Origin of the sequence: Microbacterium sp. MYb45, assembly GCF_002979655.1 — a bacterium.
GTDB lineage: Bacteria > Actinomycetota > Actinomycetes > Actinomycetales > Microbacteriaceae > Microbacterium.
Genome location: NZ_PCPG01000001.1, coordinates 838353 through 863138, shown reverse-complemented (window position 1 = coordinate 863138; position 24786 = coordinate 838353). Strand labels below are relative to the sequence as shown.

The window sequence follows — 24786 nt, the reverse complement described above, 5'->3', positions numbered from 1 at the left end:
CGCTCACTTCTTCTTCTTGCCGTCGTAGTGCGGGTTCTCCCAGATGACCGAACCGCCCTGGCCGAGGCCGACGCACATCGCGGTCAGACCGTAGCGGACGTCGGGGCGCTCGGCGAACTGCGCCGCGAGCTGGATCATGAGACGCACACCGGATGCCGCGAGCGGGTGCCCGAGCGCGATCGCGCCGCCCCACTGATTCACGCGGGGATCGTCGTCGGCGATGCCGAAGTGGTCGAGCAGCGAGATCACCTGGATGGCGAACGCCTCGTTCAGCTCGAACAGGCCGATGTCGGCGATCGTCAGACCGGCCTTCTTGAGGGCCTTCTCGGTCGACGGGATCGGGCCGATGCCCATGATCTCCGGCTGCACACCGGCGAAGGCGAACGAGACCATCCGCATCTTCGGCGCGAGTCCGAACTCCTTCACCGCGCCGCCGCCGGCGAGCAGCGACATCGTCGCGCCGTCGGTGAGCGGGGAGGAGGTGCCCGCGGTGACGCGCCCGTGCGGACGGAACGGCGTCTTCAGCGCCGCGAGGTCCTCCATGGTGGTCTGCGGGCGACGACCCTCGTCCTCGGTGGCAAGACCCCAGGCGCCGTCGGCACCCTTGGTGGCCACGGACACGAGGTCAGGCTGGATCTTGCCGGCATCGTAGGCGGCCTGCACCTTGTGCTGGCTGAGCATGCCGAACCGGTCGGACCGCTCCTTGGTGAGGTGCGGGAAACGGTCGAAGATGCGCTCGGCGGTGACACCCATGTTGAGCGCGCCGGGATCGACCATCTTCTCCGCGACGAAGCGCGGGTTCGGGTCGGCGTTGCCCCCGATCGGGTGATGACCCATGTGCTCGACACCGCCGGCGAGGGCGAAGTCGTACATGCCGACGCCGATCGAGGCGCCCATCGTGGTGACGCTGGTCATCGCGCCGGCGCACATGCGCTCGACGGCGAGTCCGGGGACGGTCTGCGGCAGCCCCGCGAGGATCGCCACCGAGCGACCGAGGGTCAACCCCTGGTCGCCGGTCTGGCTCGTCGCGGCGATCGCCACATCGTCGATGCGGTCGGCCGGGACGGCAGCGTTGCGCTCCATCAGGCCGATGGTCGCCTTCACGGCGAGGTCATCCGCGCGGGTGTTCCAGTACATGCCCTTTTCGCCGGCGCGCCCGAAAGGGGTGCGTACTCCATCGACGAAGAAGACGTCCGAGATCTCGGCCACTCTGCCTCCAAGTTAGTGCGTGGCCTCAGTCTATGAAGCACGCGAAACGGGGAGGAATCGGTTGGATCGAACCTACGAAGCGTCCGCCGGGGTGGTGTCGGGCGATTGCGCCGCCTCTACAAAGGCGTCCGCGATCTTCTGTGCAGTCTGTGCAATCTGCCAGGGGCGCGCGCCGAGTGCGGCGAGGGCTGCGGCGATCTCTTCCGGAGTCTCACCGGGAAGATCCCACGCGACGCGACGCAGATACTCGGGCGTGAGCAGGTTCTCGGTGGGCATCCCTAGTTCTTCGGCAACCGCTTCGACGACCGGACGCGCGGCCTTCAGGCGGGCATCGGCTTCCGGATTCCGGTCCGCCCAGGCACGCGGGGGCGGAAGGGTGTCACTCGGCACGCGCTCGCGAGGCAGATCCTCCGATGCGCGGCCGTCGACGATCGCCTGCCACCAGCGGTCGAGCTGGCTGCGGCTGGCGCGGCCCTGGAACTCCTTGACTCCGGCGAGCGCCTGCTTCGACGTCGGATTCGCCATGACAGCCGCGACCAGCGAGCGGTCGGGCACGAGCCTGCCGGGAGAGACGTCCTGAGCCTGCGCGTAGGCCTCTCGGGCCTGCCAGAGGGAGCGGGCCACGGCGAGATTGCGGGAGCCGCGCACCTGGTGCAGTCCACTGAGTCGACGCCACGGATCCTCGCGCGGCGGCTTCGGAGCCCGGGCGAGGGTCGCGGCGAACTCCTCGGCGGCGAAAGCGGTCTTGCCCTGCTCCTCGAGCTCCTGGACGAGGACGTCTCGGACATCGATCAGGTGGAGCACGTCGAGAGCCGCGTACTCGAGCCACGAGTCCGGCAGCGGACGCGTCGACCAGTCGGATGCCGAATGCTCCTTCTTGAGGACGATGCCCAACGTGTCCTCGACGACCGCGCCGAGTCCGACGCGCTCATGGCCGAGCAGTCGGGAGGCCAGCTCGGTGTCGAAGATCACCGGCGGCTCGAGGTGCAGCTCGCGCAGCGACGGCAGGTCCTGGCTCGCGGCGTGGAGCACCCACTCGACGTCGCCGATCGCCTCCTGGAGCGGGGCGAAGTCGCCGATCGCCGGCGGGTCGAAGAGGAAGACGCCCGCATCGCGGCGGAAGACCTGCACGAGGTAGGCCCGCTGCGAGTAGCGGAAGCCGGACGCACGCTCGACGTCCACGGCGACGGGGCCGGTGCCGGCGGCGAGCACGGCGCAGGCCGCGCGGAAGTCCTCGGCATCCGAGATCACGGAGTATTCAGTCACGTACAGCCTTTCGCGCGCCGATCACGGCGATGCCCTCGGAGCCGGGCGGAAGCCCCGCCAGCATTCCGACCAGCTCGGCCCATGCTTCGACGTGCGGTCGGAACGGGCCCTCCGGAGTCCAGGACGCCCGCAATTCTATCTGGGCACCGTCGCCTTCGACGGCGAGCCCTCCGAAACCCTTCGACAGAGTCTTCGTCGAGGTGCCCGATGCTGAGTGATAGACGGCATCGCGCGAGTCGAGTGCATCGACCAGCCAGGACCACGTCACGTCGGCCAGAAGAGGGTCGGTGCCGATCTCGGTCTCGAGCGGCGCCTGCGCGAAGATGACGATGCGCCACGATCCTCCCCACGCGCCCGGCTCGTCGGGATCGTGCAGCAGCACGAATCGGCCGGTGCCGTAAACGGACTCCCCGTGGTCCTCCGGCCGGACGTCCGCGGCGAGCGCGAGGGCGAACGGAGCGAGGCCCTGGGGGGTGGCGATCTCGCGCACCGTGATGTCATCGCGGAACGTGGTCTCGCGCAGCTCAGCCACAGCGCTGTCGAAGGGTGTCCCGGCTTCGGGGTGTGCGGTCACGGCAACAGGCTAGAGTCAGGAAGCGATGAAGAGTCTCAGGCACGCCGTTACGCTCCTTGTCCCTGCCCTGCTCGCCTTCGGAGCGGCGTTCGCATTTCTCGTGTTCGCCGTCGCCCGGCGGGTGGTCACGCCCATGCGCCGCCCGACGGACACCGAGATCCTGGCCGTCGACACGGGAGCCCAGACGATCGAGCTGGAGCGCACCCTCGACACCGAGCTGCCCGGCCGGTACGGACTCTTCACCACCGGCACCTATGGCTACGTCAAGCTCGGCGCCGTGCTCAGTGCCGACGGCAAGAGTGTGCGCCGCAAGCTGCTCACGCAGATCGAGCCGGGATCCCGGGTGGACCGCGCAGCCTCGTTCAGCGGGTACTACTACTCGTCGCCCAGTGAGCTTCATCTGCGCTGGGAGAACGTACTGATCGGTTCTCCTGCGGGCCCGTGCCCTGCGTGGTACTTCCCTGCGTCGTCATCGACCTGGGTGATCCAGGTGCACGGACGCGGTGCCACGCGTGCGGAGTGCCTGCGGGCCGTGCCGGTGCTGCACGCGGCCGGTCTGCCCAACCTCGTCGTGTCGTACCGCAATGACGGCGAGGCGCCCCGCACCCGGGCCGGCGCCTACGCGCTGGGCGCATCGGAATGGCGGGATGTCGATGCCGCGATCGCCTACGCGCTCCGACACGGCGCGGAGCGCGTGATCCTGATGGGCTGGTCGATGGGTGGCGCGGTGTCGCTGCAGGCCGCAGTCACCTCCGGGCATCGCGACCGCATCGCGGGGATCATCCTCGAGTCCCCTGTCGTCGACTGGCGGACGGTGCTGCGCTTCCAAGCTCGGATGGCCGGAGTGCGTGCGCCGTTGCCGGCTCTCGCGATGGGCGCGCTGCAGTCGCCGCTCACCGCACGCCTGAGCGGCGCCGATGAGCCGATCCTGTTCGACCGCCTGGACATGGTCGCCCGCGCCGATGAGTTGACCGCACCGATCCTCATCCTGCACAGCGACGACGACGGCTTCGTTCCCGCCGACTCCTCGCACGCGCTGCAGGAGGCACGCCCCGACCTCGTCACGATGCCGAGGTTCACCGTCGCGCGGCACACCAAGCTCTGGAACTACGACGAGACCGGGTGGAGCACGGCGATTACCGACTGGCTGGATGCCCAGGGGCTCAGCGCTTCTGAATGACCTGGTTCTTCGCGCGCATGAGCATTCCCGTCATGCCGCCGATCCGCAACGGGGAGACCGCCTTGGTCAGACCGATCGACTGCGGGTAGTCGTTCGGGATCGCCAGCACCTCGTCGGCGGTGAGTCCGGTGAGGCCCTGCACCAGGATGCTCGCGAAACCGCGCGTGGTCGGAGCCTCCGGCGGAGCCGTGGCGTGCATCGTGACGATGTCGTCGTCCACCTCCACGTGGATGTACACGGGGGACTGGCACTCCGCGACCCGCTCGTACATCTCGGGGTGGGCGGCGACCTCGTCGGACACGTCGGGGAGCTCGTCCGAGTATTCGAGCAGCAGCAGGAGCCGATCGGACTCCGGGGTCTCCAGGAAACCGTCTCGGATCTCGGCCAGTGCCTCAGGAACTTCGCTCGCGCTCATCCCTGTCATTGTCCCACGTTCAGATGGATCCCGGCTCGGCGCCGGTGACGATCGGCACCCGAACGGCGCTGCCCCACTCCGTCCAGGAACCGTCGTAGTTGCGCACGTTCTCGAAGCCGAGCAGGTGCTTGAGCACGAACCAGGTGTGGCTCGAGCGCTCACCGATGCGGCAGTATGCGACGACGTCATCGCCGTCGTTGAGACCGGCGCCCTCGCGGTAGATGGCGTCGAGCTCGGCGCGGCTGCGGAATCCGCCGTCCTCGGCCACGGCCTTCGCCCACGGCACGCTCTGCGCCGTGGGGATGTGACCGGCGCGCAGCGCCCCCTCCTCGGGGTAGGCGGGAGCCGTGGTGCGCTCTCCGCTGTATTCCTCGGGCGAGCGCACGTCGATCAGCGGGTTGCCGATGTGCGCGAGCACATCCTCCTTGTAGGCGCGGATGACGGAGTCGTCGCGCTCCACGACGGGGTACTCGGTCGCCGGGCGGTTCGCGGGCTCGCGGGTCAGCTCGCGACCCTCGGCGATCCAGCGGTCGCGGCCGCCGTCGAGCAGACGGACGTCTTCGTGGCCGAAGAGCGAGAAGACCCACAGTGCGTACGCAGCCCACCAGTTGTTCTTGTCGCCGTAGATGACGACGGTGTCGTCACGCGAGATGCCCTTGCGGCTCAGCAGCTCGGCGAAGCCTTCGCCGTCGACGTAGTCCCGCACGACGGGATCGTTGAGCTCCGTGTGCCAGTCGACCTTCACCGCGCCGGGGATGTGGCCGGTCTCGTACAGCAGCACGTCCTCATCGGACTCGACCACCACGAGCCCCGGCGTTCCCAGCCGTTCGGCGAGCCACTGGGTGGTGACGAGTCGGCCGGGCTCGGCGTACTCGGCGAACTTGGGGGAGGAGGAATCGAACTCGATGGCCATGGGGTCTCCGAAGCGTTGAGCGGACGAGGGTGCGGGTGCAGACGGCGTAGTGTTGATCCGTCCCTTCGACGATAGATCCCCGCCGAGCACCCTGCGCCCGATTCGTAAGACTTCGACACAGGCGAGCACCCGATTCAGGACTGTGATGACCGACCCGACCAGCCGCACCGGAATCGTGCACCTCACCGATCGTCAGCCGACGGTCACCGGACCGGAGATGCTCGCGAGCCTGGTGCCGCCGCCCCAGTTCGACACGGCGACGTTCGACAGCTACCGGGCCGATGCCGCCTATCCGTCCCAGGAGGAGGCCAAGGAGACGCTGATGCGTTTCTCCGGTCGGGGAGCCCCGGTCAAGCGCGGCGGATTCTTCAGCCGCGCGAAGAAGGAACCCGAGCTCAAGCCGGGCGTCTACCTGGACGGCGGTTTCGGAGTCGGCAAGACCCACCTGCTCGCATCCATCTATCACGCGATGCCGGCACGCCGGAAGTACTTCGGCTCGTTCATCGAGTACACCGCACTGGTCGGGGCGCTCGGCTACAAGAACACGGTCGACCTGCTCAAGGGCGCCGACCTCCTCTGCATCGACGAGTTCGAGCTCGACGATCCGGGCGACACGATGGTGATGACCCGGCTGATCGGCGAACTCGTGCCGACGGGGACGCGCCTCGCCGCCACCTCCAACACCCCGCCGAACGCCCTCGGTGAGGGCCGCTTCGCGGCGCAGGACTTCCTCCGCGAGATCCACGCCATGTCCGACAGCTTCCAGACGCTGCGCATCGATGGGGTCGACTTCCGTCAGCGCGCGCTCGACGGGCACGCCGTGGTGCTCGACGATGACGCGTACGAGGCCGCATCGGCCGCAGCCGCTCAGGGGAGCGCAGCCTCGGACGATCGGTTCGACGACCTGATCCGCCACCTGGCCCAGGTGCACCCGTCGCGCTACATCCGTCTCATCGAGGGACTCGGCCAGGTCGGGTTGCGCGGCGTGCGTCAGCTCACGGACCAGTCCGAGGCTCTGCGGTTCGTCGCTTTCGTGGACCGCGTATACGACGCCCAGATACCGATCATCGCGACCGGCCTGGGACTCGACTCGGTGTTCTCCGACGAGATGCTCGCCGGCGGATACCGCAAGAAGTACCTGCGAGCGGTCTCTCGGCTCAACGCCCTGACGCATTCTGCGTAACCCCTAAGGCCCGCGTAACGCGATGTTCACACCCGGGGCAGCCCTGTAACAGCGGGGAAACAAACCTCACGCATGCGCGAAACGGCGCGTCGTCACACTGAAGCTCTCAATTACTTCGGATGTGAGGTTTTCCTATGGATGCTCCCGGCAACATCTCGTGGGCGATCACCGCGACAGCGCTGGTCCTGCTCATGACGCCCGGCGTCGCCTTCTTCTACGGCGGTCTCGTCAAGGCGAAGAGCGTCGTCAGCATGATGATGATGAGCTTCGGCTCGATCGGTCTTGTCGCCGTGCTGTGGATTCTCTTCGGCTTCTCGATGAGCGCCGTCGACAGCCCGACCGCCTTCGCCGGCAACCCGTTCGCCGACTTCGGGCTCTCCAGCCTGGCGTCCGGTGAGGGCTCGAACGTCGCTCTCCTCGGCGTCGCCTACGGTGCGACCTTCGCGATCATCACCGTCGCGCTGATCTCCGGCGCGATCGCGGACCGCGCCAAGTTCGGCAGCTGGCTGATCTTCGCCGGAATCTTCGCCACGGTCGGCTACTTCCCGGTCGCCGCGTGGGTCTGGGGTGGCGGTTGGATCATGAACCTCGGCACCACGCTCTTCGGTGAGGACAGCGGGATCGGCGTCATCGACTATGCCGGCGGTACCGCGGTGCACATCAACGCGGGTGCGGCCGCCCTCGCCCTTGCGCTGGTCCTGGGCAAGCGCATCGGCTTCCAGAAGGGCATCCTCAAGCCGCACAACGTGCCGCTGACGCTGCTCGGCGCCGCACTGCTGTGGTTCGGCTGGTTCGGCTTCAACGCCGGTGCGGAGTGGCTCGCGGAGGACATGGGCGGCGTCGGACTCATCGGCCTGAACACCCTCGGAGCCACGGCTGCAGCGATCCTCGGCTGGATCCTGGTGGAGAAGATCAAGGACGGCAAGCCCACCTCGGTCGGCGCTGCTTCCGGTGCGGTCGCGGGTCTCGTTGCCATCACCCCGGCGTGTGCCAACCTGACGCCCGGCTGGGCACTGCTGCTCGGCGCCCTCGCCGGTGTGGTCTGCGCCCTCGCGATCGAACTGAAGTTCCGTCTCGGCTTCGACGACTCGCTCGACGTGGTCGGCATCCACCTCGTCGGCGGACTCATCGGCACCCTGTACCTCGGCTTCTTCGCCAGCGAGACCGGCCTGTTCGTCGGTGGCGACGCCCGTCAGCTCGCGGTGCAGGTCATCGCGGCGCTCGGTGTCCTGATCTACTCCTTCGTGGTCGCCTTCATCATCGGCTTCGCGATCGAGAAGACGATCGGATTCCGTGTCACGAACGAGGACGAGATCGCCGGTGTCGACCAGGTCGTGCACGGCGAGGAGGGCTACGCACTCGCCGACGCATGATCTGCGGTTAGGGTGACCGTGTGAGCAAGACCAACGGCATCCTGACAGCACTCGTGGACATCCTGCTCAAGGCAGTGGGGTCCGGCCGGGCGTCTCGGACGACAGATCCGAGACGCCCGGCCGCGCGTCTGCGCACATCCCAGGAGCGCACCGGCGCCGCGACCTCGTCGGGGCCGGCGCAGGAGCGTGGCACCGCGACCATGCGCATCGATCCCAGCCTGATCCGCGACCTCCAGGTCGCGTATTCACCCCAGCGGGACGGAGCTCCGGATGCGGGCGAGATCGTCTGGACCTGGGTCCCGTACGAGGAGAACGACGGACGCGGCAAAGATCGCCCCGTTCTCGTGATCGGACGCGAATCGGCGGACCGCGTGTATGCCGTGCGCATGACGAGCAAGCCGCATGACGGCGATCGCGACTACCTGTCGATCGGCACGGGTGCGTGGGATTCGCAGGGGCGTGAGTCGTGGGTCGACGTGGAGCAGCTGTACAGCGTGCACGAGCGAGGACTGCGGCGGGAGGCCGCCGTCCTCGACAGGCGCCGTTACGACCGTGTCGGAGCCGCTCTCACGCGGCTGTACGGGTGGTCTGTCGCGGGGTGAGAGCGGGGAATGCCTGGAGGACCATCTCGACGAGCTCGGACAACGGTCGAGTCAGGGGGTCTGTCGCCGGGAGACCCGTGTCGAGCTCGATCTCGTCGATCGCTCCGGCCAGCTGATCCGCCGAGAGGTTCTCGTGGTTCACGGTCACCCCGATCACGCGGGTGTCGGCGAAGGCCTCGATCAGAGCGATCTCGCTCGTGACGGTCGGCATCGCGACCATCGGGAAGTCGCCCAGGACCGTGCGACCAGGTGCATGCTGCACGATCACTGCCTCGGGCTGGCTGCCGCGGAGGATGTGCGCCGAAGTGATGTAGGCCGGGTGGCTGAGCGCGCCCTGGCCTTCGACGATGATCACGTCGGGGTGCTCGCCCTCGTACGCGGCGACCACCTGGTTCTCGACCTCGCCCGAGCAGAACTGCGGCACGAGTGCGTCGAGCGCGACGCCGTAGCGACCGCCCTGGATGATCGTGGTCTGTCCCGTGCCGACCATGACGGCATGAATGCCGCGATCGTTGAGCGCACGAACGAGGATCGTGGCCGTGGTGCGCTTGCCGATCGCGCCGTCGGTGCCGAGGATCGTGATGCGCGGGCAGGTCACGTCGAAGATGCGCCCGGAGAAGAGGTGGAGATCCTTCTTGTCCTTGGGGCGGCGGATGTCGGTGATGGTCACCCCGGCGAGCAGGGCGGCGGCGACGAACTCCGCGTCGTCCGTGAGGAACTCGTGCAGCCCGTTGATGATGTGCATGCCACGGGCGATGCCGTCGAGCAGCACGGTGCGCTGGTCGGCCGAGAGCAGCCCGTCGGCGGGAGCGACTCCGCAGATCAGGTAGTCCGGGACGTGGCCGGCGTGCGCGATCGCCGTGGCGAGGCCGCCGAGGATCGGGATGCCGTTCGCGGTGCCGTCCAACAGCATCCCGGCGTCCGCGCCGGCGTGCGTGCTGTCGATGACGCTGAGGATCTCGTACTTCTCGGAGTGGCGGACGAGTCCGTTCGCGGTCTTGCCGTCCTGCTCGCCGAACTGGCCTTCGCAGTACACGATCGCCGTGGTGCCGACCGGGAGCGCGATGGGCTCCGCCCAGGCGTGCGCGGGGTCGATGGAAGAGGGAACTGACGGGGTGGGCATGACGCTCCTCGGGCTCGCACAGAGGAGGCGACGGAGAACGAAATGACCTATAAGGCCCGTTGGTCGACGAGAAGTCTTCCCTGATGTCGGCAAGATGCCGACAGCCTCACCGTAGCAGTGCTCGCTGGGACTGGGCCGTGGGTCGTCGCGGCCACTCGCAGACCGGGGTCAGGTGCTCTGAAAGGTCAGCACCCGGTCGATGTCGACATCCGGCTTCTTCTCGCCCGCCGCCACTTCGAAGTCCAGGTGGTTCTGGCTCGGCGGGAGGGGGCAGGTGACGAAGTTCGTGAACGCACAGGGCAGCGCGGTCAGATAGTTGAAGTCGATGTGGTCGATCTCCTGACCCGCCTCGTCCGCGAACTGCAGCTCGACGACCCGTCCGGCACCGTACGTCGTCTTCCCGCTCGTCAGGTCGCGGATGTGCGCGACGGGTTGCACGCCGTACGCGGCATCCTTGCCGATCAGTGCGAGCTCATACGTGCGGCCGCCGTGCTCGAACGCCAGCGTCCCGATGCGCGCCGTGGTCTCGCGGACCCCGGTCTCGACCGTGACCTGCTCGACGTCCTCCCGCACGGCCGGCGTGAATCGGGCGGGGATACGCCAGGTCGGGTCGTAGTCGTATGCGGCGAGGCCGGAGAAGTCCTTGCGTGCGGATTCGCGGGGGTCCCGCACCCGCACCGCGAAGATGCGGTCGCCGTCGTCGGTCGTGCGCGGGATGGTCTCGACCTCGCTCACCCCGGAGTAGACGGGGACGCTGCGCCCGTGGCCGTAGGTCTGGTTGCGCCCGGGCACGATCTCGACGGTGCCGGTGGGGTACTCGCCGTCGACCGCGAGGTTCGGACCGTCGGTCGGCGGCGTGTACAGGACCTTGCCGTCCGACACGCCCCATGTGCCGGGAAGGCCGTCGAGGACGAGGCCGTCGTCGCCGTCGCGGAGCCAGTACTGAGCGACCAGCGCCGTCCAGCCGTACGGGCGCGCGAGCTCCGAGACGCGGGCATGACGCCACTCGCGCCACTGGCCTTCCAAATGCTCCTTCGCGGGCATGACTACCGTCCTTCTTCGTGGGAGTGGGGTGCGTTGTCGGCGGCCGACGCCGCGCGTTCCGCCGTGCGGTGGATGAATGCGCAGACCTGTTCGAACGAGTCGTCGCCGGCGATGGCGATGCCGCGTGGTGTGCCGCCGTTCGAATAGCGCACACCGGAGACCGGGTGCAGACGTTCGATATCGGTGCTGGGGAGGTGGGGGAGCGCAATGCCGTGCCCGGCCTCCTCGTAGTCGAGGTGCAGGCGCTCCGCGGCATGCCCGTGTCTCGCCAGCGTGTCGAGCACGATGCGCGATGCCATGCTGGACGGCCACGCGCGATCGTCGAGCCCGGAGATGCATGCGACGGGGCCGGCAAACCGTTCGATCGGGATGCGTGACGCACGGGCGAGGTCGCGATCGTGGAGGCCATCGATGTACACGTCGCGGTGGCGTGTCGGTGCGGGCTCGTCGTTCCAGGGCTGCCAGGTCACGCCGGTGTTGTCGTGCCACAGATGCTCGAGCGGTTCGTCGTCGCGCGTCCAGGTCGGGCCATTCCATCCTTCGGCGGGGTCGGCGGCGCCCTGCGCTCCGAAGGCGAACGCTGCGGGGACGAAGGCGGCGACCCCGAGGACGAGGTCGGGATAGGTCGCGGCCAGCAGCAGGGACAGTTCGCCACCGCGCGACTGCCCGCTCACGATCGGGCGCCCGCCGAGCGGTGAGAGCTCGGAGACGACGTACCGGAGGGCGCGCTCGAAGTACTCCAGCGGTGTGCGGGAGATGTGGTCGGGCAGACCGGGCGCCCGGAAGTATCCGAGCGCGAGCGCCTGTATGCCGCGGGAAGCATACTGCGCGGCGCGCGCCTCGTTGATGCCCCCGCCAGAACCGTTGAGCACGATCACGGTGGGAAGAGGACCGTCGTGTGGCGGGCGGAACAGCGTGCCGACGAGCCCGCCCGAGCGGACCTCGGCTCTCTCGACGCCGTCACCGCTGAGCCGCTGGGTCACCTCGATGGCGATCTCTGCGGCGCCGGCACCGTCGCCGGGTTGATCGAGGTATCCGGTCCCCGGTTCGGCCCAGGCGGTGAGAACAGTCGTGAGAGGGCGCGCGACGTCAATGGGCTCAGCGGATCCCGTCGTGCCCTCCTCGCGGCGCTGCGACCAGAACAGGCCCATCGAGTCCGCCACGCGGTAGTCGCCGGACACCGGAGCCTGCGTCCCGAGGTCGATCTCCCCGTCGTCGTCGGCGAGGAATGTCGCCTGGGCCGCCCAATCGCCACCGTCGCGCGCCGTGACCGCGCGCACGGTGACCAGAGATCCCGGCACTGCGCCGCCGATGCGGATCTCTCGACGTTCCGTCAGGAGGCCGATCTGCGGAATCACGCTGAGCGTCAAGGATGCAAGGGCGCTCATGTACCGGGTGCTTCCGACGCTCGTGCGCGCAGCCAGGATGCTGTCTCTTCGGAGACGCGGATCGCGTCTGGAAGGTCTGCCGGGTTGCTCGCGAGCGCATCGAAGCGCGCGGGGAGGTGACCGCCGGCGCCGCGCCACTCGCGATCCAGTGCGGCCGTGCCCTGCGCGATGTCGGCGCCTCCCGCGCGAGCGGGGTCGAACGCGATGAGGACCGCGCCTCTGCTGGACGGGGCAGCGGGGTCTGTGACCCGCCCGCCGACGGCGACACCGGCCAGGAGCTCGACCACGAGTCCGGTGAGCGACCCGACGAGACCCGCGGGGAGGAGAGCGGCGGCGGCGGCGGGATCCGTGGTGGGCTCACCGGCCGCGTCGACCGCACTGCCCTCCGGGAGGGACACGCCGGCGCCGCGAGCCTCGCGGACCGCAGCGAGCGTGAGCGTCGACGTGGCGTAGTCGACCACGAGCGGGGGAGCATCGGCACGGGGAACTCCGACGGCCAGCGGATTCGTGCCGATTGCGGCGGCTTGTCCGCGCCACGGTGCGACCGTCGCCGGTGACTGCGCGGCGAGCAGGGCGACAGCGCCGCGCGTGGCGAGCGTGCGGGCCGCGAGCCCGAGGATGCCGAGGGCGCCGGCCCCGCGGAGGCCGACGATGGCGAGTCCGTGCACCTCGACGTTCCGTGCGGCGCGCCGCACGGCCGAGGCGAGTGCGACCACTCCGGGCACTCCGGTCGCGTCGACGGACCCGATCGGCGCGTCATCGGCGCCCGAGGGCGTGGCGGGCGCCGACGCCGATTCGAGCCCTTCGAGCCGCTCGAGGTCGCGCGCCAGCATCCGGATGCCGAACTCGGGAAGGCCGAGCAGCTCAGCCTGGATCAGCCAGAACGCCGCCAGCTCCACATCGGCCGGATCGCTGTGCGGCGCCGCCGCCCGGAGCACGGCGCGCAGATCGGAGAGCATCTCTTGAGCATCGAGGTCCATCGTGTACGTCCCGCCGTTCAGTACTTGACCCACGGCACGACGCGCCGCTCGAGCAGAGCCCAGAGCGCGGTCGCTCCGTAGCCGAGCACGGAGATCGTGACGATGCCGACATACATCTTCGACACGGCGAACGTCCCCCACGAACTCCAGATCATGTAACCCAGCCCGCTGTTCGCACCGACGAACTCTGAAGCCGCGATGATCACGAAAGCTCCACCCGTGGCGAGTTTGATGCCGGTGAAGATCGACGGCAGTGCATAGGGGAACGAGACGGTCATCCACCGCTGCAGCCGCGTCGCGCCGTTGGCGTTGGCGACGTCGTTCAGCAGCGGCGGCGTCTGCATGACTCCACCCAGCGTGTTGAAGAGCAGATAGAAGAACACGCCGATCGCGACGATCACGTACTTGCTCGTCTCGCCGAGGCCGAAGATCAGCAGCAGCAGCGGGAAGATCGCGACCTTGGGCACCGGCAGCAGGGCCGAGAAGATCGGATCGAGGAGCAACCGCAGCGTGCGCACCGAACCCAGCAGGATGCCGAGGATGATGCCGGGCACCGCGCCCAGCACGAAGCCCACGGCGATGCGCGACAGCGTGATCCCGATGTTCTCCAGCAGGACTCCCGAGGCCAGCAGCTCGAAGAACGTCTCGATGATGGAGGTCGGCGCGGGGAAGAAGCGCGAATCGAGGAGCCCGGTGCGGCTCGCGATCTCCCAGACGAGGAGGATCAGCAGCGGTGTGTACGGGCCGAGCCTGCGCACCCACGCGGATCCGCGTTCGGCCTGAACGGCCTCCTTCAGCTGCGCCTCGATCTTCGGGTCGGCGATGGTCGTCATGACGCCAGCTCCTGTTCCGTCGAGTTCTCCAGCAGTGACCACAGCCGCGCCGTGATCTCACCGTAGCGAGGGTCGCGCCGAAGACCGGCGATGTCACGCGGCCGACCGAACGGCACCTCGATGTCGTCGATGATGCGTCCGGGGCGATGAGACATCACGACGACGCGGTCGGCGAGCATCAGCGCCTCGTCGACGCTGTGGGTGATGAACATCACGGACTTCGACGTGCGCTCCCAGATCTGCAGCAGCTCCTGCTGCAGCGTGACCCTGGTCTGCTCGTCGAGTGCTCCGAAGGGTTCGTCCATGAGCAGCAGGTCGCCGTCATCAGCGAGCGCGCGGGCCACCGAGGTGCGCTGGCGCATCCCACCGGAGATCTGCGCCGGGTAGAACCCGCCGAACTCGGAGAGCCCGACGAGGTCGAGCAGCTGATCGACCCGCTCGGTGCGCTGCACACGAGAGAGACCGCGCAGTTTGAGCGGGTACCCGATGTTCTGGGCGACGGTCAGCCAGGGGAACACACCGTGCTCCTGGAACACCACCGACGGACGGCTCGAGGTCTCGATCGTGCCGAGACTCGGCTTCTCGAGGCCCGCCGCGAGCCTGAGCAGAGTGCTCTTCCCGCAACCGGACGGGCCCAGCACACAGACGAACTCGTTGTCGGCGATCTCCAGGTCGATGTCCTGGAGGGCGACGAGAAGCTCGTCCTTGCGGTCGGCGTTCGCGTAGGCCTTCCAGAGCCCCTGGACGCGGAGGCCGCTCATTTCTTCGACGAGGCGAGGTCGCCGCTCTCCTGCAGGGCGATCGCGTCCTTCAGGATGTCTGCGCGGTAGATGTCCTCGATGCCGGAGTCGCCGTCGAACTCGAGCGCATCACGGTCGCGGAAGAACTGCTCCTGCCGGGCGACGTCCTCCCAGTCGATGGCGCCGCTCGGGTCCTGCGTGGTGAGCGCGATGGCGGTCAGCGTCTCGACCGGCAGATCGGTGTACTCGGCGATGATCTCCTGCGTGGCGGGGTCGTCCCAGCCGCCGTCCTCGAGCTCGTTGACCGCCTTGAGGTAGGCCGCGGTGAACGCGGTGACCGCGGCGGGGTGCTTCTCGACGTACTCGGTGTTGAAGACCATCGCGCCCAGCTCGACGCCCGCTTGGTAGTCGATGGGCAGCAGCTCGTGCGCGATGCCCTGCGCGATGACGGCGGACGAGATCGGCTCGATCGACCAGCTCGCATCCACCGAACCGTTCGCGAGGGCGGCGGGGATGTCGCCGGGGCTGAGGTTCACGAGCTCCACGTCGTCGACGCTCAGGCCGGCGGACTCGAGTGCGAGCGCGACGGAGTAGATGCCGAATCCGCCGTCGCCGGGGATTCCGATCTTCTTGCCCTTCAGGTCGGCGGCGTCTTGCACATCCGAGGCGTCGGAAGCGATCAGCGGCGACGGGTTCGCGCCGGACTCGGGGATGCGGGACACGCTGGCGATCACCGACAGCGACGCACCGGCCTTGGTGGCGTTGAACAGACCGGCACCCCAGGTCGCGCCGCCGGCGGTGATGTTGCCGGTGCTGACCTGCTGGTACGTCTCACCCGAGCTGCCGCCCTTCGCGACCAGCTCGACGTCGAGACCGGCGTCTTCGAAGTACCCGTTCTCCTCTGCGAGGAAGAAGGGCGCGTAATCCGCGTACGGCGAGTAGAGGAACGTGATCTTGGGGGCGTCCGCGGCAGTCTCGGTCGCTTCACCCGATCCGGACGAGCTGCAGGCGGTCACCAGGAGTGCGCTGGCGAGGACGAGAGCGCTGCCCGCGAGGGCGCGGCGACGAGAAGTCATGATCTTGCTCCAGGAGGTCGGGTGATGTGCACGGGAAGCACATGCTCCTGAATCTATCGATTCCCGCGATGGCCGATATCTCGGCGCCGTCACAATCCGTCACCGACGGCCTGGGGCAAGCCAATCCGATCCGGTGCGGGTGCCGAACCAGTGGTGAGTCGCATCCAGCGGCGACATACAAGGAGGAATCATGCGTTTCATCCCCACCAAGGTCCACGGAGCCCTCGACTACATCGTCGGCATCGCATTGATCGCCGCGCCCTGGCTGTTCGGCTTCGCGAGCGTGGGCGGAGCGGCGGTCATCATCCCCATCGTCCTCGGCGTCGGGCTGATCGTGTACAGCCTGTTCACGAAGTATGAATGGGGCCCCTTCGGTTTCATCCCGATGCCGGTCCACCTCGTGTTCGATATCGTCGCGAGCCTGTTCCTCGCGCTGTCGCCGTGGATCTTCGGCTTCGCGGGCGAGGCCCTCAACGTCTGGCTCCCGCACGTCGTCGTGGGCGCCGCGGTGATCCTCGTCGTGATCTTCTCCCAGCCGCAGCCGGCGACCACGCGAGGACGCGTCGCCACCGCCTGAGCGACACCCGGACGCGATGCCGGGCGACTGGACTTCCCGAAGCAGTCGCCCGGCATCGTCATGCGTGCCTACGGGAGCTCGTCGGTGCCCTGCAGTGCGCGGCTCAGCCAGCGCGCATAGAGCGTCCACGGGTCGCCCTCGCGTCGGAGCGCGGCGACATGCGCCCGTAACTCCGCAGTGAGGGTGAACCACTCACCGCCCTCGCGTACCGCGGCGAACTCGCGGTGGCGCTGCTGCTCGACGGAGCGGTCGCCGCGTTCGAATGCGAGCAGCTCCTGGTGTCGGATGCTCGCGAGGCGCTGCCGCGGGCGTCTGCTGGTGCCGATCTTCACTCGCTCGTCGTAGCGGATGTAGTACACGACGTCGACGCGGGGGAGAGGGAGGTCGGTGTCGGGGGAATCGCCGTAGCGCCATCCGCAATCGGCGCAGCACCAGGCGCCGTCGATCCGCACTCCCTGCATGCTGCCGCAGAGCGCACAGGGGCTCGGAAGGGCTCGTTTCGTCGGCACGGAAGCAGGCTACGCGCGCCCTCCGACACCCGACCCGGCCTCAGCCGGCGTGCACGAGGATCTTCGCCCCGGCACCGCCGCGCAGCGCGTGGATCGCGTCGACGACGTTCTCGAGTGGGGTCTCCTGCACCCAGCCGGTCGTGTCGTAGACCCCACGGGACATGGCCTCGATCACGGCGTCGAAGTCCTCGGGAAGATACGCGAGCGCGCCGGCGATCTCGGTCTCGGCCATCACCAGCTGCGTGGGGAGGAAGTCCATCGTGCGCTCGTGGATGGCGACCACCACGACGCGGCCGCCGGGGACCAAGTTGGCCAGCGACGAACTGATGGCTGCGCCCACTCCCGCCGCGTCGAAGGCGACGTCGACGCCTTCGCCGTCGGTCAGGGAGGCGACGGCGGCGGCGAGATCCTCGTTCACCGGGTCGACCACGGTGGCGCCGAGGGCTGCGATGATGGCGCGACGCTCCGCACTGGGCTCCGAGACGAGCACACGCTCGACGCCGCGGGCCCGCAGGGCGAACCACACGCCGATGCCGATCGGTCCGGCGCCTGCGATGAGCGCGGTACCGCCCGACTCGACGCCACTGCGGGAGACCGCATGCCACGCGACCGACATCGGCTCGACGAGGGCGCCCATGCGCAGATCGACGTTCTCCGGCAGTACGTGCAGCTTCGTCGCGTCGACGGTCGTGAACTCCGCCATGCCGCCACCGTCGGAGCTGAGCCCGTGGAAGCCGATCTTCTGGCAGGCGTTGAACATGCCGCGACGGCAGGCGGGGCATTCGCCGCAGTAGTAGATGGGCCAGACGGCCACCCGGTCGCCCACCGCGACGCCGGTCACGCCCTCGCCGAGCTCGACGACCGTGCCGGAGAACTCGTGGCCGAGAATCTGGGGCAATGTCGAACCCGTCACGGGGTGCGGGTGGTCGAGATCGAGTCCGGCGGCCTCGGGGGAGTAGTAGACGTGGAGGTCCGACCCGCAGATCCCCGCATACGCGTTGCGCAGCTTGACCTGTCCGGGCCCGGGCGTGGGCTCGGGGACGTCTTCGATGCGCAGATCTTCCTTGGCGTGGAACAGTGCGGCCTTCATTGGTTCTCTCCTTGTCCGGTGGCCGTCATCGCAGCCACCACTCCGGTGACGCCGCGAGGATCAGCCTCACGGCGCGGTCGATGTCGTCGTCGTCGCTCCGCAGCCACTCCTCGATGGCGCCAACAGTGCCCGCTGCGGCGTACGCCACGGCGATCCGCATCGCGGACGGATCGTCCGCGAAAACGGGAGGAACGATCTCCGAGTGCAGCTCGGCCCACAGCAGCAGACCGGAACGGATGGATGCCTCCAGGTTGCTGCGGACGGGGGCGGCCAGCAGGGGCTGCATCGCCCCGCGGTACACCGAGGCCCGTCGGCGGATGTGCTCCAGGAGGGCTCGTTCACCATCGCCGATGGCATCGGTCTGCGGCAGGATCTCCATGGCGGCGTCGATCTCGGCGGAAAGCGCGTCGGCGAGAAGCTGCACCGGACTCTCCGCGTGCCGGTAGAAGGTGTCTCTGGTGACACCCGCCGCTGCACAGATCGCGGAGACGGTGACATCGGCGACCGGCATCGCTCCGGCGAGTTCGAGCACCGCATGACGGAGGCTCTCCCGTGAACGTCGCGACCTCGCATCCATGCCCCCAGTCTATCTGACAGTTGTCAGATAAAGACCTCTTCTGCGTTGTGGATCACGCGCCTAGTCTCGAAGGAAGCGGGAGTTCGCGTCTGCCGGCGAAGGCGACCGTGACGACCAGTGCGGCGAGGGGAGCGGAGATGGTGGACGGGTCCCGGCGCGGCCCGATCGCGTGGATCGTCGTGTCGGCCCTGTCGATCGCTCTTGCGGCGTGTGCACCGAGGGCTGCACCCCCGTCGCCCTCGAGGCTTCCCGACGCCTCGGGATCGGTCTCCGCCGGAACCGAGACGACGATCGTCGAGAATCTGGCGGCGCCGTGGTCGATCGCCTTCCACGACGGGGTGGCGCTGATCAGCGAACGCGACAGCGCCCGGATCGTCGAGGTGTCGGACGACGGCGATGTCCGCGAAGTGGCGGTGGTCGACGGCGTCGAACCGGGTGGCGAAGGCGGCTTGCTCGGAATCGCCGTGCACGAGCGGTATCTGTACGCGTACTCCACCGGCGCGGACGAGAACCGCGTGCAGCGCTTCCCCCTCACCGGGGCACCCGGCTCCCTCGGCCTCGGTGCGCCGGAGACGATCCTCAACGGCCTGGCCGCCGCGTCGAATCACAACGGCGGTCGCATCGCCTTCGGCCCCGACGGCACGCTGTACGTGACGGTGGGAGATGCGGGCGACCGGGAGAGTGCCCAGGATCCGGGGTCACTGTCGGGCAAGATCCTCCGCATAACCCCCGACGGCGAAGTCCCAAGTGACAACCCCATCGAGGGGTCGCTCGTCTACAGCCTCGGTCACCGCAATCCCCAGGGGCTGGCCTGGGACGAGGGCGGCACGCTGTACGCGAGCGAATTCGGGCAGGACACCTGGGACGAGCTGAACGTCATCGAACCCGGCGGGAACTACGGATGGCCCGTCGTCGAGGGCATCGAGGATCGCGAGGAGTTCATCGATCCCGTCCAGCAGTGGGCGCCGGATGCCGCCAGCCCGAGCGGCATGGCGATCGCGGACGGCGCGGTGTTCATCGCGAATCTGCGGGGTGAACGGCTACGTGAGGTGCCGTTGGGCGATCTCTCGTCGTTCGCCGAGCACTTCACCGATGCCTACGGACGGCTTCGTGATGTCGTGGTCGCCCCCGACGGTGCGCTGTGGGTGCTCACGAACAACACCGACGGTCGGGGCGATCCCGGAGACGGCGACGACCGCGTCATCCGTGTGCCGCTCGAGTAGCCCCGGTCGCGTCCGCGCCCCAGGAAGCGAGGAGTCGGAGTCGTTCGGCGGAGGGGGAGCCGGGCTCAGCGCTGTAGATCAGCATCACCTGGCCCGGTTCGGCCGTGAGCGCGAGCTCTTCGTAGACGAGGGTCAACTCGCCGACGACCGGATGAGTGAAGCGCTTGATGCCCGAACCGTGGGTGCGCACGTTGTGCGCGGCCCAGAGCGTGCGGAATGCCTCACTGCGGGTGGAGAGCTCACCGACGAGGTCCTGGATGCCCTTGTCGTGCGGGTCGCGGCCCGCCTCGGCGCGGATGACGGCGACGCACATCTCGGCGAAGAGATCCCAGTCGGGGTAGAACTCCCGCGCTGCGGGGTCGAGGAACTGGAATCGGGCCAGGTTGGGGACCCGCCCGCCGTCGCCGATCACCGGTGAATAGAAGGCGCGGCCGAGCGCATTCGTGGCGATGAGGTTCTGCCGCTGGTCGCGGACGAACGCCACCGCCTCCGTCACGGAATCCAGTGCCCACTGCAGGCTGGGTCGCGGAGCTCCCGCCTTCGCCGTGCGGCGTCGAGCGCGTCCGGAAGAGGGAATGCCGTCTGCGGCGCGAGCGAGGTCCAGCAGGTGCGCATGCTCGGCGTCGTTGAGCTGGAGCGCGCGCGACACCGCCTCCAGGACAGAGGAGGAAGCGCCGGCGATGGCACCGCGTTCGAGCTTGGAGTAGTACTCGACGGAGACTCCGGCGAGGAGCGCGACCTCACTTCGACGCAATCCGTCGACGCGCCGGTTGCTCCCGGCGGTGAGACCGGCTGCCTCCGGGGTCACGCGGGCGCGCCGGGTCATCAGGAACTCCCGGACCTGTGCTCGATTGTCCATCAGGTCAGCGTAGATCCGATGCGCGCGGGAAGGGACGCCCTGAGAGGGCACCTCTCGGTGTCACGGGTGGTCCGGCGACCTCGCGATCTCCGGCCGCCGGTCCGCCCGCGGTGACGACGGGTTCCCCGTCGGTACACCCTTCGTCCGGGACTCCCGCCCTTCGGGGGACCGGTGGACGCTGGAATCCATGACACCACCAGTCGCGCTCTCTCGGCGGCTCCTGCCCGCACTGCTTCTGGTCCTGACCGTGTTCGGTCCGATCTCGATGGACCTCTACCTCCCGGCTCTTCCTGCGCTCACTCGCGACCTCGGCTCGGCGACTTCCGTCGCGCAGCTCACGGTCACGGCGTGCCTCATCGGACTCGCGGTCGGACAGCTGACGGCGGGACCGCTGTCGGACCGGCTCGGGCGGCGTCGCGTCCTGCTGGTCGGCATCGTCGCGTACGCGGTGACATCGCTCCTCTGTGCGTTCAGCCCGACGGTCGAGTTCCTGATCGTCGCTCGCCTGGTCCAAGGGCTTGCCGGCGGCGTCGGCATCGTCATCGCCAATGCCGCGGGACGCGACGTGTACGCGGGTGGTCAGCTGATCCGCTTCTACGGGCGCCTCACGGTCGTCGGCGGGTTGGCGGCGATCATCGGGCCACTGCTCGGTGGCGTGCTCACGGCTTTCACCGATTGGCGGGGCCTGTTCGTCTTCCTCGACATCGCCGGCGTCGCGATCCTGGCAGCGACGGTGCTCCTCTTCGGAGAGACACTGCCGGTCGAGCAGCGCAGCTCAGGGGGCCTCCGCAACGCGCTGCACGACTTCCGTACTCTGCTGAGCGACCGGGTCTTCCTGGGAGTCGTCCTGAATCAGGGCTTCCTCTATGCGGCCCTGTTCGCCTACCTCGCCGGTGCGACGTTCGTACTGCAGGACGTCTACGGGCTCACACCGCAGGGGTATGCCGCGGCCTTCGGTGCGAACTCCGCCGGGTTCATGGTGTGCGGCTACCTCGCCGGTCGCGCGGCGGAACGGTGGAGCGTGAGGGGCACTCTCGCGGTCGGAGTCGTCGTCACGGCGGCCGGCGCGCTCGGGCTGCTGCTGGCAGGTCTGACGCCGCTGCCGATGTGGGCCGTGCTCGCCGCGCTGTTCACACTCGCCGGCGGAGTGGCCATCGCCTCGCCGCCCGCGACCACCATCGCGCTCAGCGAGTATCCGCAGTCGGCGGGGACGGCCTCGTCGCTCCTGGGCGTGGCGCGATTCGGGTTCGGCGGCATCGCGGCACCGTTCGTCGGCATCGCGGGTGCGTCGAGCATTCTGCCGCTCGGGATCGTGACGACGGTCTCGGCGGCGCTGGCCGGCCTGTCGTACCTCATGCTCGCGCGGGCTCGCCGCGCGGCTGTTCTGCCTGCATCCGGGAGCGAGCTCGCGGCGAGGCACTGATCCGCGCTGCGATCATCAGCGAGGCCGCGTCCGGGGAGGGGAGTGGAAGCGGGACGCCGGGCTGTGAATGTCGGAAGCCCCGCACACCGGGAGGTGTGCGGGGCTTCTCTGGTGGGCGATACCGGACTCGAACCGATGACCTCTTCCGTGTGAAGGAAGCGCGCTACCAACTGCGCCAATCGCCCATACCCGTGGGGTACGTCAACCGATACTACCCGACGCTCAGAGGCCGTACGGACCACTCTGTGAGACACGCGCGAGATTCGCTGCGGGTTTGGCGGAGGGGGAATCTTCGGCTAATGTTTCATGAGTGCCCGGGACAACCGGGAACGAAATGCGGATGTAGCGCAGTTGGTAGCGCACAACCTTGCCAAGGTTGGGGTCGCGAGTTCGAGTCTCGTCATCCGCTCGAGTGCAGAGGGTCTTCTTCGGAAGACTCTTCGCACGTGGGGTCAATCCACACGGTGGCGTGGCCGAGCGGCTAGGCACCGGCCTGCAAAGCCGTTTACACGGGTTCGAATCCCGTCGCCACCTCACGGTAAAACTGAATAGCCCCAACGGGCGCGATTGGCGCAGCGGTAGCGCGCTTCCCTGACACGGAAGAGGTCACTGGTTCGATCCCAGTATCGCGCACAGACAAACCCCCGGTCTTCCGGGGGTTTTTTCGTGCCCGGGAGCTGCTGCCCGGGCGTGCCCTCGACGGATCGGTTCACCTGTCGGACGGATTCCCTGGGCGGCGGCCGTAGCACGGCGCTTCTCCCGACGGGTGTGCACGCTCCCTACGGGCGTACCGGCGGACACCTGATCCCGGCGACTCGGTCTCCGGAACCAGGCGTCCGCACCGTTCACGCCCGGATCATCGTCCCCTCAAAAGCGTGTCCCCGATGAACCCGCCCTCCGTGCAGCCGGGCGGGATCGCGAACACGGCGGACCCGATCGGGGTCGTCCATTCGTTGAGGAGGTCGAGTTCGTCGAGGCGCTGCTGCATCGGGATGAACTGCCGTTCGATGTCGGCCTGGAACGAGACGAACAGCAGCCCGGATTCCGAGACCTCCGCACCGGCCGGCCGCTCGTCGTAGTTGTACGCGCGTCGGAAGATGCGCTCGGCCCCTTCGCCGCGGGCGCGCCGGATGTGCGCGAACTGCGGGATGACCGGGAAGCCGATCGCGGTCTTCGCCTCGAAATCTGGTTCGTCGAACTCCTCGCGACCTGTGAGGGGGGCGCCGTTGGCGAGTGTTCTGCCCACCGAAGCATCGCGTCCGCTCCGGTCGAGGCGGTCCCACTTGTCGAGGCCCATCCGGATTCTGCGGATCACCATCCCGGTGCCGCCGGCGAGCACTCCCTCGTCGATCCACACGACGCGATCGAAGTCCTCGGTGCCGGGCTGCGGGTTGGTGGTCCCGTCCACCTGTCCGAACAGATTGCGCATGGTCGTTCCGGGCCGCTCCGTCCCATAGGCGCGACGGAATCCCTGCTGGGTCCAGCGGATGCTCGCGAAGCCGCGCGCGTCCTTCAGCAGCATTCGCGTGGCGTGCGCCACCGTCAGGGGATCGTCGCCGGCGATCTGCAGCAGGATGTCGCCGTCCGAGAACTCCGGGCGCAGCCGATCCACACCGAACGCGGGGAGGGGCGCGAGCCATGCGGGGGTCGAACCTCCCGCTCGCCCGACGAAGCCCGGGCCGACGCCGAACGTGATCGTGAGGCGCGCCGGCGACGAGGCGAGTTCCGGCTCGGAGTCGGCGAGGGCGGGGAGCCCTTGCGTGAGGCGCGCCGCGTCGTCGGTCAGGAGTCGCATGAGTCGGGCGAGGGCATCTCGGTCGACATCGTCGTGGAGGTCCAGGCCGACGAAGACGCCGTGGGCCTGGGCAGCGGTGTCGATACCGGCCTGATGGGCGCCGAAGAACGGCACGGTCTCGTCTCCGTTCATCGGCACGGATGCGGGTTCCGGCGTGGCGTCCGGTCGATTCAGGGCGAGGTCCGCTCCGACGGCCGCGACCGCGCCGACACCGGCGACAGCTCCTCCGAGGAGGAACTGCCGCCGGGTCGACCCGGTGCGGGGGGAGCGGGCGCCCTCAACGGGCGCCGTCATCAGTGATCCATACCGTCGTGCTCGTCGCCGCCCTCGTAGTTCTCGTTCGCGCCCGAGTAGTCCTTCACGGGGGCGGTGAACTCGTAGGTGGAGTCGTCATCGAACGTGAGGGTGAAGGAGATATCGGTTCCCGCGGCGAGCGGGCCGGTCAGGTCCATCATCATGATGTGGTTCGCCCCCGGCTCCAGCGCGAGCTGCCCGCCGGCGGGGATCACGAATCCGCCGTCGATCTCGCGCATCACCATCTCGCCGGCGTCGTTCTCGACCGTCTCGTGCAACTCGAGCATGGTCGAGGCCGCAGAGGTGACGGAAACCACGGTCGCATCGTGGTCGCCCGTGTTGACGAGGGTCCCGAACGCGGCGGACATGCCTTCGTCGGCGGACTTCACCCAGGCGTCTTCGATCCTGACGACGTCACCGGCGGGGCGGCTCTCGGTCTCGACCGGTGCCGCCTCCGGAGTGCACCCGGTCAGAGCGAGGAGCGAGACCGCGATCACGGCCGCGAGACGGGGGAGGTTTCTGGTGGTGTTCACAATGGTG

The 24786-nt window shown here is 68.6% G+C and carries 25 protein-coding genes and 4 tRNA genes; 10 read left to right on the top strand and 19 right to left on the bottom strand.

The window, feature by feature from the left end; all coding sequences use genetic code 11:
- Positions 1-3 precede the first annotated feature (3 nt).
- The 3 genes from CQ034_RS04130 to CQ034_RS04120 all read right to left on the bottom strand — a co-directional run bounded on the left by CQ034_RS04130 (position 4) and on the right by CQ034_RS04120 (position 3049).
- Entirely contained in the window at positions 4-1209 is a 1206-nt protein-coding gene (locus CQ034_RS04130; RefSeq protein ID WP_021200670.1) for a thiolase family protein, read from the bottom strand.
- A 72-nt stretch (positions 1210-1281) separates the two neighbouring features.
- Positions 1282-2475, bottom strand: coding sequence for an HRDC domain-containing protein (locus tag CQ034_RS04125; RefSeq protein ID WP_105710023.1), 1194 nt, complete (start codon positions 2473-2475; stop codon positions 1282-1284).
- Positions 2468-3049, bottom strand: coding sequence for a DUF3000 family protein (locus CQ034_RS04120; protein ID WP_029263278.1), 582 nt, complete (start codon positions 3047-3049; stop codon positions 2468-2470). The genes CQ034_RS04125 and CQ034_RS04120 overlap by 8 nt, the downstream gene beginning before the upstream one ends.
- A gap of 25 nt (positions 3050-3074) precedes the next feature.
- Here CQ034_RS04120 and CQ034_RS04115 point away from each other — a divergent pair, with 25 nt between their 5' ends.
- A complete protein-coding gene (locus tag CQ034_RS04115) occupies positions 3075-4229 on the top strand; it encodes a S9 family peptidase (RefSeq protein WP_105710022.1) in 1155 nt (384 codons plus the stop codon).
- On the opposite strand, the gene CQ034_RS04110 is transcribed toward CQ034_RS04115, so the two are convergent.
- Together CQ034_RS04110 and CQ034_RS04105 are read right to left on the bottom strand one after the other, a co-directional pair.
- Positions 4213-4644 carry a SufE family protein gene (locus CQ034_RS04110; protein ID WP_029263280.1) on the bottom strand — a complete coding sequence of 144 codons (432 nt, stop codon included), beginning with the start codon at positions 4642-4644 and terminating at the stop codon, positions 4213-4215. The two genes, CQ034_RS04115 and CQ034_RS04110, sit on opposite strands and share 17 nt — an antisense overlap.
- A gap of 19 nt (positions 4645-4663) precedes the next feature.
- Positions 4664-5557, bottom strand: coding sequence for a sulfurtransferase (locus CQ034_RS04105; protein ID WP_105710021.1), 894 nt, complete (start codon positions 5555-5557; stop codon positions 4664-4666).
- Between the two features lie 145 nt (positions 5558-5702).
- On the opposite strand from CQ034_RS04105, the gene zapE reads away from it, so the two are divergent.
- From zapE to CQ034_RS04090, 3 genes are all read left to right on the top strand, one after another.
- Positions 5703-6740 carry a cell division protein ZapE gene (zapE, locus tag CQ034_RS04100; protein WP_105710020.1) on the top strand — a complete coding sequence of 346 codons (1038 nt, stop codon included), beginning with the start codon at positions 5703-5705 and terminating at the stop codon, positions 6738-6740.
- 134 nt (positions 6741-6874) lie between these two features.
- Complete coding sequence (locus CQ034_RS04095; RefSeq protein ID WP_029263283.1) at positions 6875-8113, top strand: ammonium transporter; 1239 nt, start codon at positions 6875-6877, stop codon at positions 8111-8113.
- A gap of 20 nt (positions 8114-8133) precedes the next feature.
- On the top strand, positions 8134-8715 hold the full coding sequence (locus CQ034_RS04090; RefSeq protein WP_105710019.1) for a type II toxin-antitoxin system PemK/MazF family toxin: 582 nt from the start codon (positions 8134-8136) through the stop codon (positions 8713-8715).
- On the opposite strand, the gene CQ034_RS04085 is transcribed toward CQ034_RS04090, so the two are convergent.
- From CQ034_RS04085 to CQ034_RS04055, 7 genes are all read right to left on the bottom strand, one after another.
- Positions 8681-9838 carry a DUF1611 domain-containing protein gene (locus tag CQ034_RS04085; RefSeq protein ID WP_181156202.1) on the bottom strand — a complete coding sequence of 386 codons (1158 nt, stop codon included), beginning with the start codon at positions 9836-9838 and terminating at the stop codon, positions 8681-8683. The two genes, CQ034_RS04090 and CQ034_RS04085, sit on opposite strands and share 35 nt — an antisense overlap.
- Positions 9839-10006: 168 nt before the next feature.
- On the bottom strand, positions 10007-10882 hold the full coding sequence (locus CQ034_RS04080) for a DUF1684 domain-containing protein (RefSeq protein WP_105710018.1): 876 nt from the start codon (positions 10880-10882) through the stop codon (positions 10007-10009).
- A gap of 2 nt (positions 10883-10884) precedes the next feature.
- Positions 10885-12270, bottom strand: a complete 1386-nt coding sequence (locus CQ034_RS04075; RefSeq protein ID WP_105710017.1) for an acyl-CoA thioesterase/bile acid-CoA:amino acid N-acyltransferase family protein — start codon at positions 12268-12270, stop codon at positions 10885-10887.
- Positions 12267-13283, bottom strand: coding sequence for an Ldh family oxidoreductase (locus CQ034_RS04070; protein WP_146114793.1), 1017 nt, complete (start codon positions 13281-13283; stop codon positions 12267-12269). The genes CQ034_RS04075 and CQ034_RS04070 overlap by 4 nt, the downstream gene beginning before the upstream one ends.
- On the bottom strand, positions 13268-14083 hold the full coding sequence (locus CQ034_RS04065; RefSeq protein ID WP_105710015.1) for an ABC transporter permease: 816 nt from the start codon (positions 14081-14083) through the stop codon (positions 13268-13270). The genes CQ034_RS04070 and CQ034_RS04065 overlap by 16 nt, the downstream gene beginning before the upstream one ends.
- Positions 14080-14844, bottom strand: coding sequence for an ABC transporter ATP-binding protein (locus CQ034_RS04060; protein WP_091036603.1), 765 nt, complete (start codon positions 14842-14844; stop codon positions 14080-14082). The genes CQ034_RS04065 and CQ034_RS04060 overlap by 4 nt, the downstream gene beginning before the upstream one ends.
- Positions 14841-15899 (bottom strand): ABC transporter substrate-binding protein, encoded by a 1059-nt coding sequence (locus tag CQ034_RS04055; protein WP_105710014.1) that lies wholly within the window; start codon positions 15897-15899, stop codon positions 14841-14843. Before CQ034_RS04055 ends, CQ034_RS04060 begins: the two co-directional genes overlap by 4 nt.
- Before the next feature lie 190 nt (positions 15900-16089).
- On the opposite strand from CQ034_RS04055, the gene CQ034_RS04050 reads away from it, so the two are divergent.
- Positions 16090-16476 (top strand): SPW repeat protein, encoded by a 387-nt coding sequence (locus CQ034_RS04050; protein WP_105710013.1) that lies wholly within the window; start codon positions 16090-16092, stop codon positions 16474-16476.
- A gap of 68 nt (positions 16477-16544) precedes the next feature.
- On the opposite strand, the gene CQ034_RS04045 is transcribed toward CQ034_RS04050, so the two are convergent.
- Genes CQ034_RS04045 through CQ034_RS04035 form a run of 3 tightly spaced genes read right to left on the bottom strand, consistent with a single transcriptional unit; the run spans position 16545 to position 18652 of the window.
- On the bottom strand, positions 16545-16985 hold the full coding sequence (locus tag CQ034_RS04045; RefSeq protein WP_308737175.1) for a GIY-YIG nuclease family protein: 441 nt from the start codon (positions 16983-16985) through the stop codon (positions 16545-16547).
- Positions 16986-17025: 40 nt separating this feature from the next.
- Positions 17026-18075, bottom strand: a complete 1050-nt coding sequence (locus tag CQ034_RS04040; protein ID WP_105710011.1) for a 2,3-butanediol dehydrogenase — start codon at positions 18073-18075, stop codon at positions 17026-17028.
- Between the two features lie 25 nt (positions 18076-18100).
- Entirely contained in the window at positions 18101-18652 is a 552-nt protein-coding gene (locus CQ034_RS04035; protein WP_146114792.1) for a TetR/AcrR family transcriptional regulator, read from the bottom strand.
- Between the two features lie 137 nt (positions 18653-18789).
- Here CQ034_RS04035 and CQ034_RS04030 point away from each other — a divergent pair, with 137 nt between their 5' ends.
- Complete coding sequence (locus CQ034_RS04030) at positions 18790-19875, top strand: sorbosone dehydrogenase family protein (protein ID WP_105710009.1); 1086 nt, start codon at positions 18790-18792, stop codon at positions 19873-19875.
- Here CQ034_RS04030 and CQ034_RS04025 read toward each other — a convergent pair.
- Positions 19853-20734, bottom strand: coding sequence for a helix-turn-helix domain-containing protein (locus tag CQ034_RS04025; protein WP_105710008.1), 882 nt, complete (start codon positions 20732-20734; stop codon positions 19853-19855). The two genes, CQ034_RS04030 and CQ034_RS04025, sit on opposite strands and share 23 nt — an antisense overlap.
- Positions 20735-20921: 187 nt before the next feature.
- Here CQ034_RS04025 and CQ034_RS04020 point away from each other — a divergent pair, with 187 nt between their 5' ends.
- On the top strand, positions 20922-22157 hold the full coding sequence (locus CQ034_RS04020) for a multidrug effflux MFS transporter (RefSeq protein ID WP_105710007.1): 1236 nt from the start codon (positions 20922-20924) through the stop codon (positions 22155-22157).
- Between the two features lie 109 nt (positions 22158-22266).
- On the opposite strand, the gene CQ034_RS04015 is transcribed toward CQ034_RS04020, so the two are convergent.
- A tRNA-Val gene (locus tag CQ034_RS04015) sits at positions 22267-22342 on the bottom strand.
- 151 nt (positions 22343-22493) lie between these two features.
- Between CQ034_RS04015 and CQ034_RS04010 the strand changes: the two genes are divergently transcribed.
- The 3 genes from CQ034_RS04010 (at position 22494) to CQ034_RS04000 (ending at position 22790) form a co-directional block, all read left to right on the top strand.
- Positions 22494-22566 (top strand) — tRNA-Gly (locus tag CQ034_RS04010).
- 54 nt (positions 22567-22620) lie between these two features.
- Positions 22621-22691: transfer RNA gene (locus tag CQ034_RS04005), tRNA-Cys, on the top strand.
- A 27-nt stretch (positions 22692-22718) separates the two neighbouring features.
- Positions 22719-22790: transfer RNA gene (locus tag CQ034_RS04000), tRNA-Val, on the top strand.
- A 223-nt stretch (positions 22791-23013) separates the two neighbouring features.
- Here the strand turns inward: CQ034_RS04000 and CQ034_RS03995 are convergent.
- Both CQ034_RS03995 and CQ034_RS03990 read right to left on the bottom strand, forming a co-directional pair.
- The gene (locus tag CQ034_RS03995) at positions 23014-24246 is read right to left on the bottom strand and encodes a Dyp-type peroxidase (RefSeq protein WP_105710006.1); all 1233 of its coding nucleotides are present in this window, start codon (positions 24244-24246) and stop codon (positions 23014-23016) included.
- The gene (locus CQ034_RS03990; protein WP_105710352.1) at positions 24246-24779 is read right to left on the bottom strand and encodes a copper chaperone PCu(A)C; all 534 of its coding nucleotides are present in this window, start codon (positions 24777-24779) and stop codon (positions 24246-24248) included. The genes CQ034_RS03995 and CQ034_RS03990 overlap by 1 nt, the downstream gene beginning before the upstream one ends.
- Between the last annotated feature and the right edge of the window lie 7 nt (positions 24780-24786).

Bases quoted from the DNA above. Each gene is read 5' to 3' on its own strand.
- CQ034_RS04115 (WP_105710022.1), top strand. From the start codon at position 3,075: ATGAAGAGTCTCAGGCACGCCGTTACGCTCCTTGTCCCTGCCCTGCTC.
- CQ034_RS04110 (WP_029263280.1), bottom strand. From the start codon at position 4,644: ATGAGCGCGAGCGAAGTTCCTGAGGCACTGGCCGAGATCCGAGACGGT.
- CQ034_RS04105 (WP_105710021.1), bottom strand. From the start codon at position 5,557: ATGGCCATCGAGTTCGATTCCTCCTCCCCCAAGTTCGCCGAGTACGCC.
- zapE (WP_105710020.1), top strand. From the start codon at position 5,703: ATGACCGACCCGACCAGCCGCACCGGAATCGTGCACCTCACCGATCGT.
- CQ034_RS04095 (WP_029263283.1), top strand. From the start codon at position 6,875: ATGGATGCTCCCGGCAACATCTCGTGGGCGATCACCGCGACAGCGCTG.
- CQ034_RS04085 (WP_181156202.1), bottom strand. From the start codon at position 9,838: ATGCCCACCCCGTCAGTTCCCTCTTCCATCGACCCCGCGCACGCCTGG.
- CQ034_RS04080 (WP_105710018.1), bottom strand. From the start codon at position 10,882: ATGCCCGCGAAGGAGCATTTGGAAGGCCAGTGGCGCGAGTGGCGTCAT.
- CQ034_RS04075 (WP_105710017.1), bottom strand. From the start codon at position 12,270: ATGAGCGCCCTTGCATCCTTGACGCTCAGCGTGATTCCGCAGATCGGC.
- CQ034_RS04065 (WP_105710015.1), bottom strand. From the start codon at position 14,083: ATGACGACCATCGCCGACCCGAAGATCGAGGCGCAGCTGAAGGAGGCC.
- CQ034_RS04060 (WP_091036603.1), bottom strand. From the start codon at position 14,844: ATGAGCGGCCTCCGCGTCCAGGGGCTCTGGAAGGCCTACGCGAACGCC.
- CQ034_RS04055 (WP_105710014.1), bottom strand. From the start codon at position 15,899: ATGACTTCTCGTCGCCGCGCCCTCGCGGGCAGCGCTCTCGTCCTCGCC.
- CQ034_RS04050 (WP_105710013.1), top strand. From the start codon at position 16,090: ATGCGTTTCATCCCCACCAAGGTCCACGGAGCCCTCGACTACATCGTC.
- CQ034_RS04040 (WP_105710011.1), bottom strand. From the start codon at position 18,075: ATGAAGGCCGCACTGTTCCACGCCAAGGAAGATCTGCGCATCGAAGAC.
- CQ034_RS04035 (WP_146114792.1), bottom strand. From the start codon at position 18,652: ATGGATGCGAGGTCGCGACGTTCACGGGAGAGCCTCCGTCATGCGGTG.
- CQ034_RS04030 (WP_105710009.1), top strand. From the start codon at position 18,790: ATGGTGGACGGGTCCCGGCGCGGCCCGATCGCGTGGATCGTCGTGTCG.
- CQ034_RS04025 (WP_105710008.1), bottom strand. From the start codon at position 20,734: ATGGACAATCGAGCACAGGTCCGGGAGTTCCTGATGACCCGGCGCGCC.
- CQ034_RS04020 (WP_105710007.1), top strand. From the start codon at position 20,922: ATGACACCACCAGTCGCGCTCTCTCGGCGGCTCCTGCCCGCACTGCTT.
- CQ034_RS03995 (WP_105710006.1), bottom strand. From the start codon at position 24,246: ATGACGGCGCCCGTTGAGGGCGCCCGCTCCCCCCGCACCGGGTCGACC.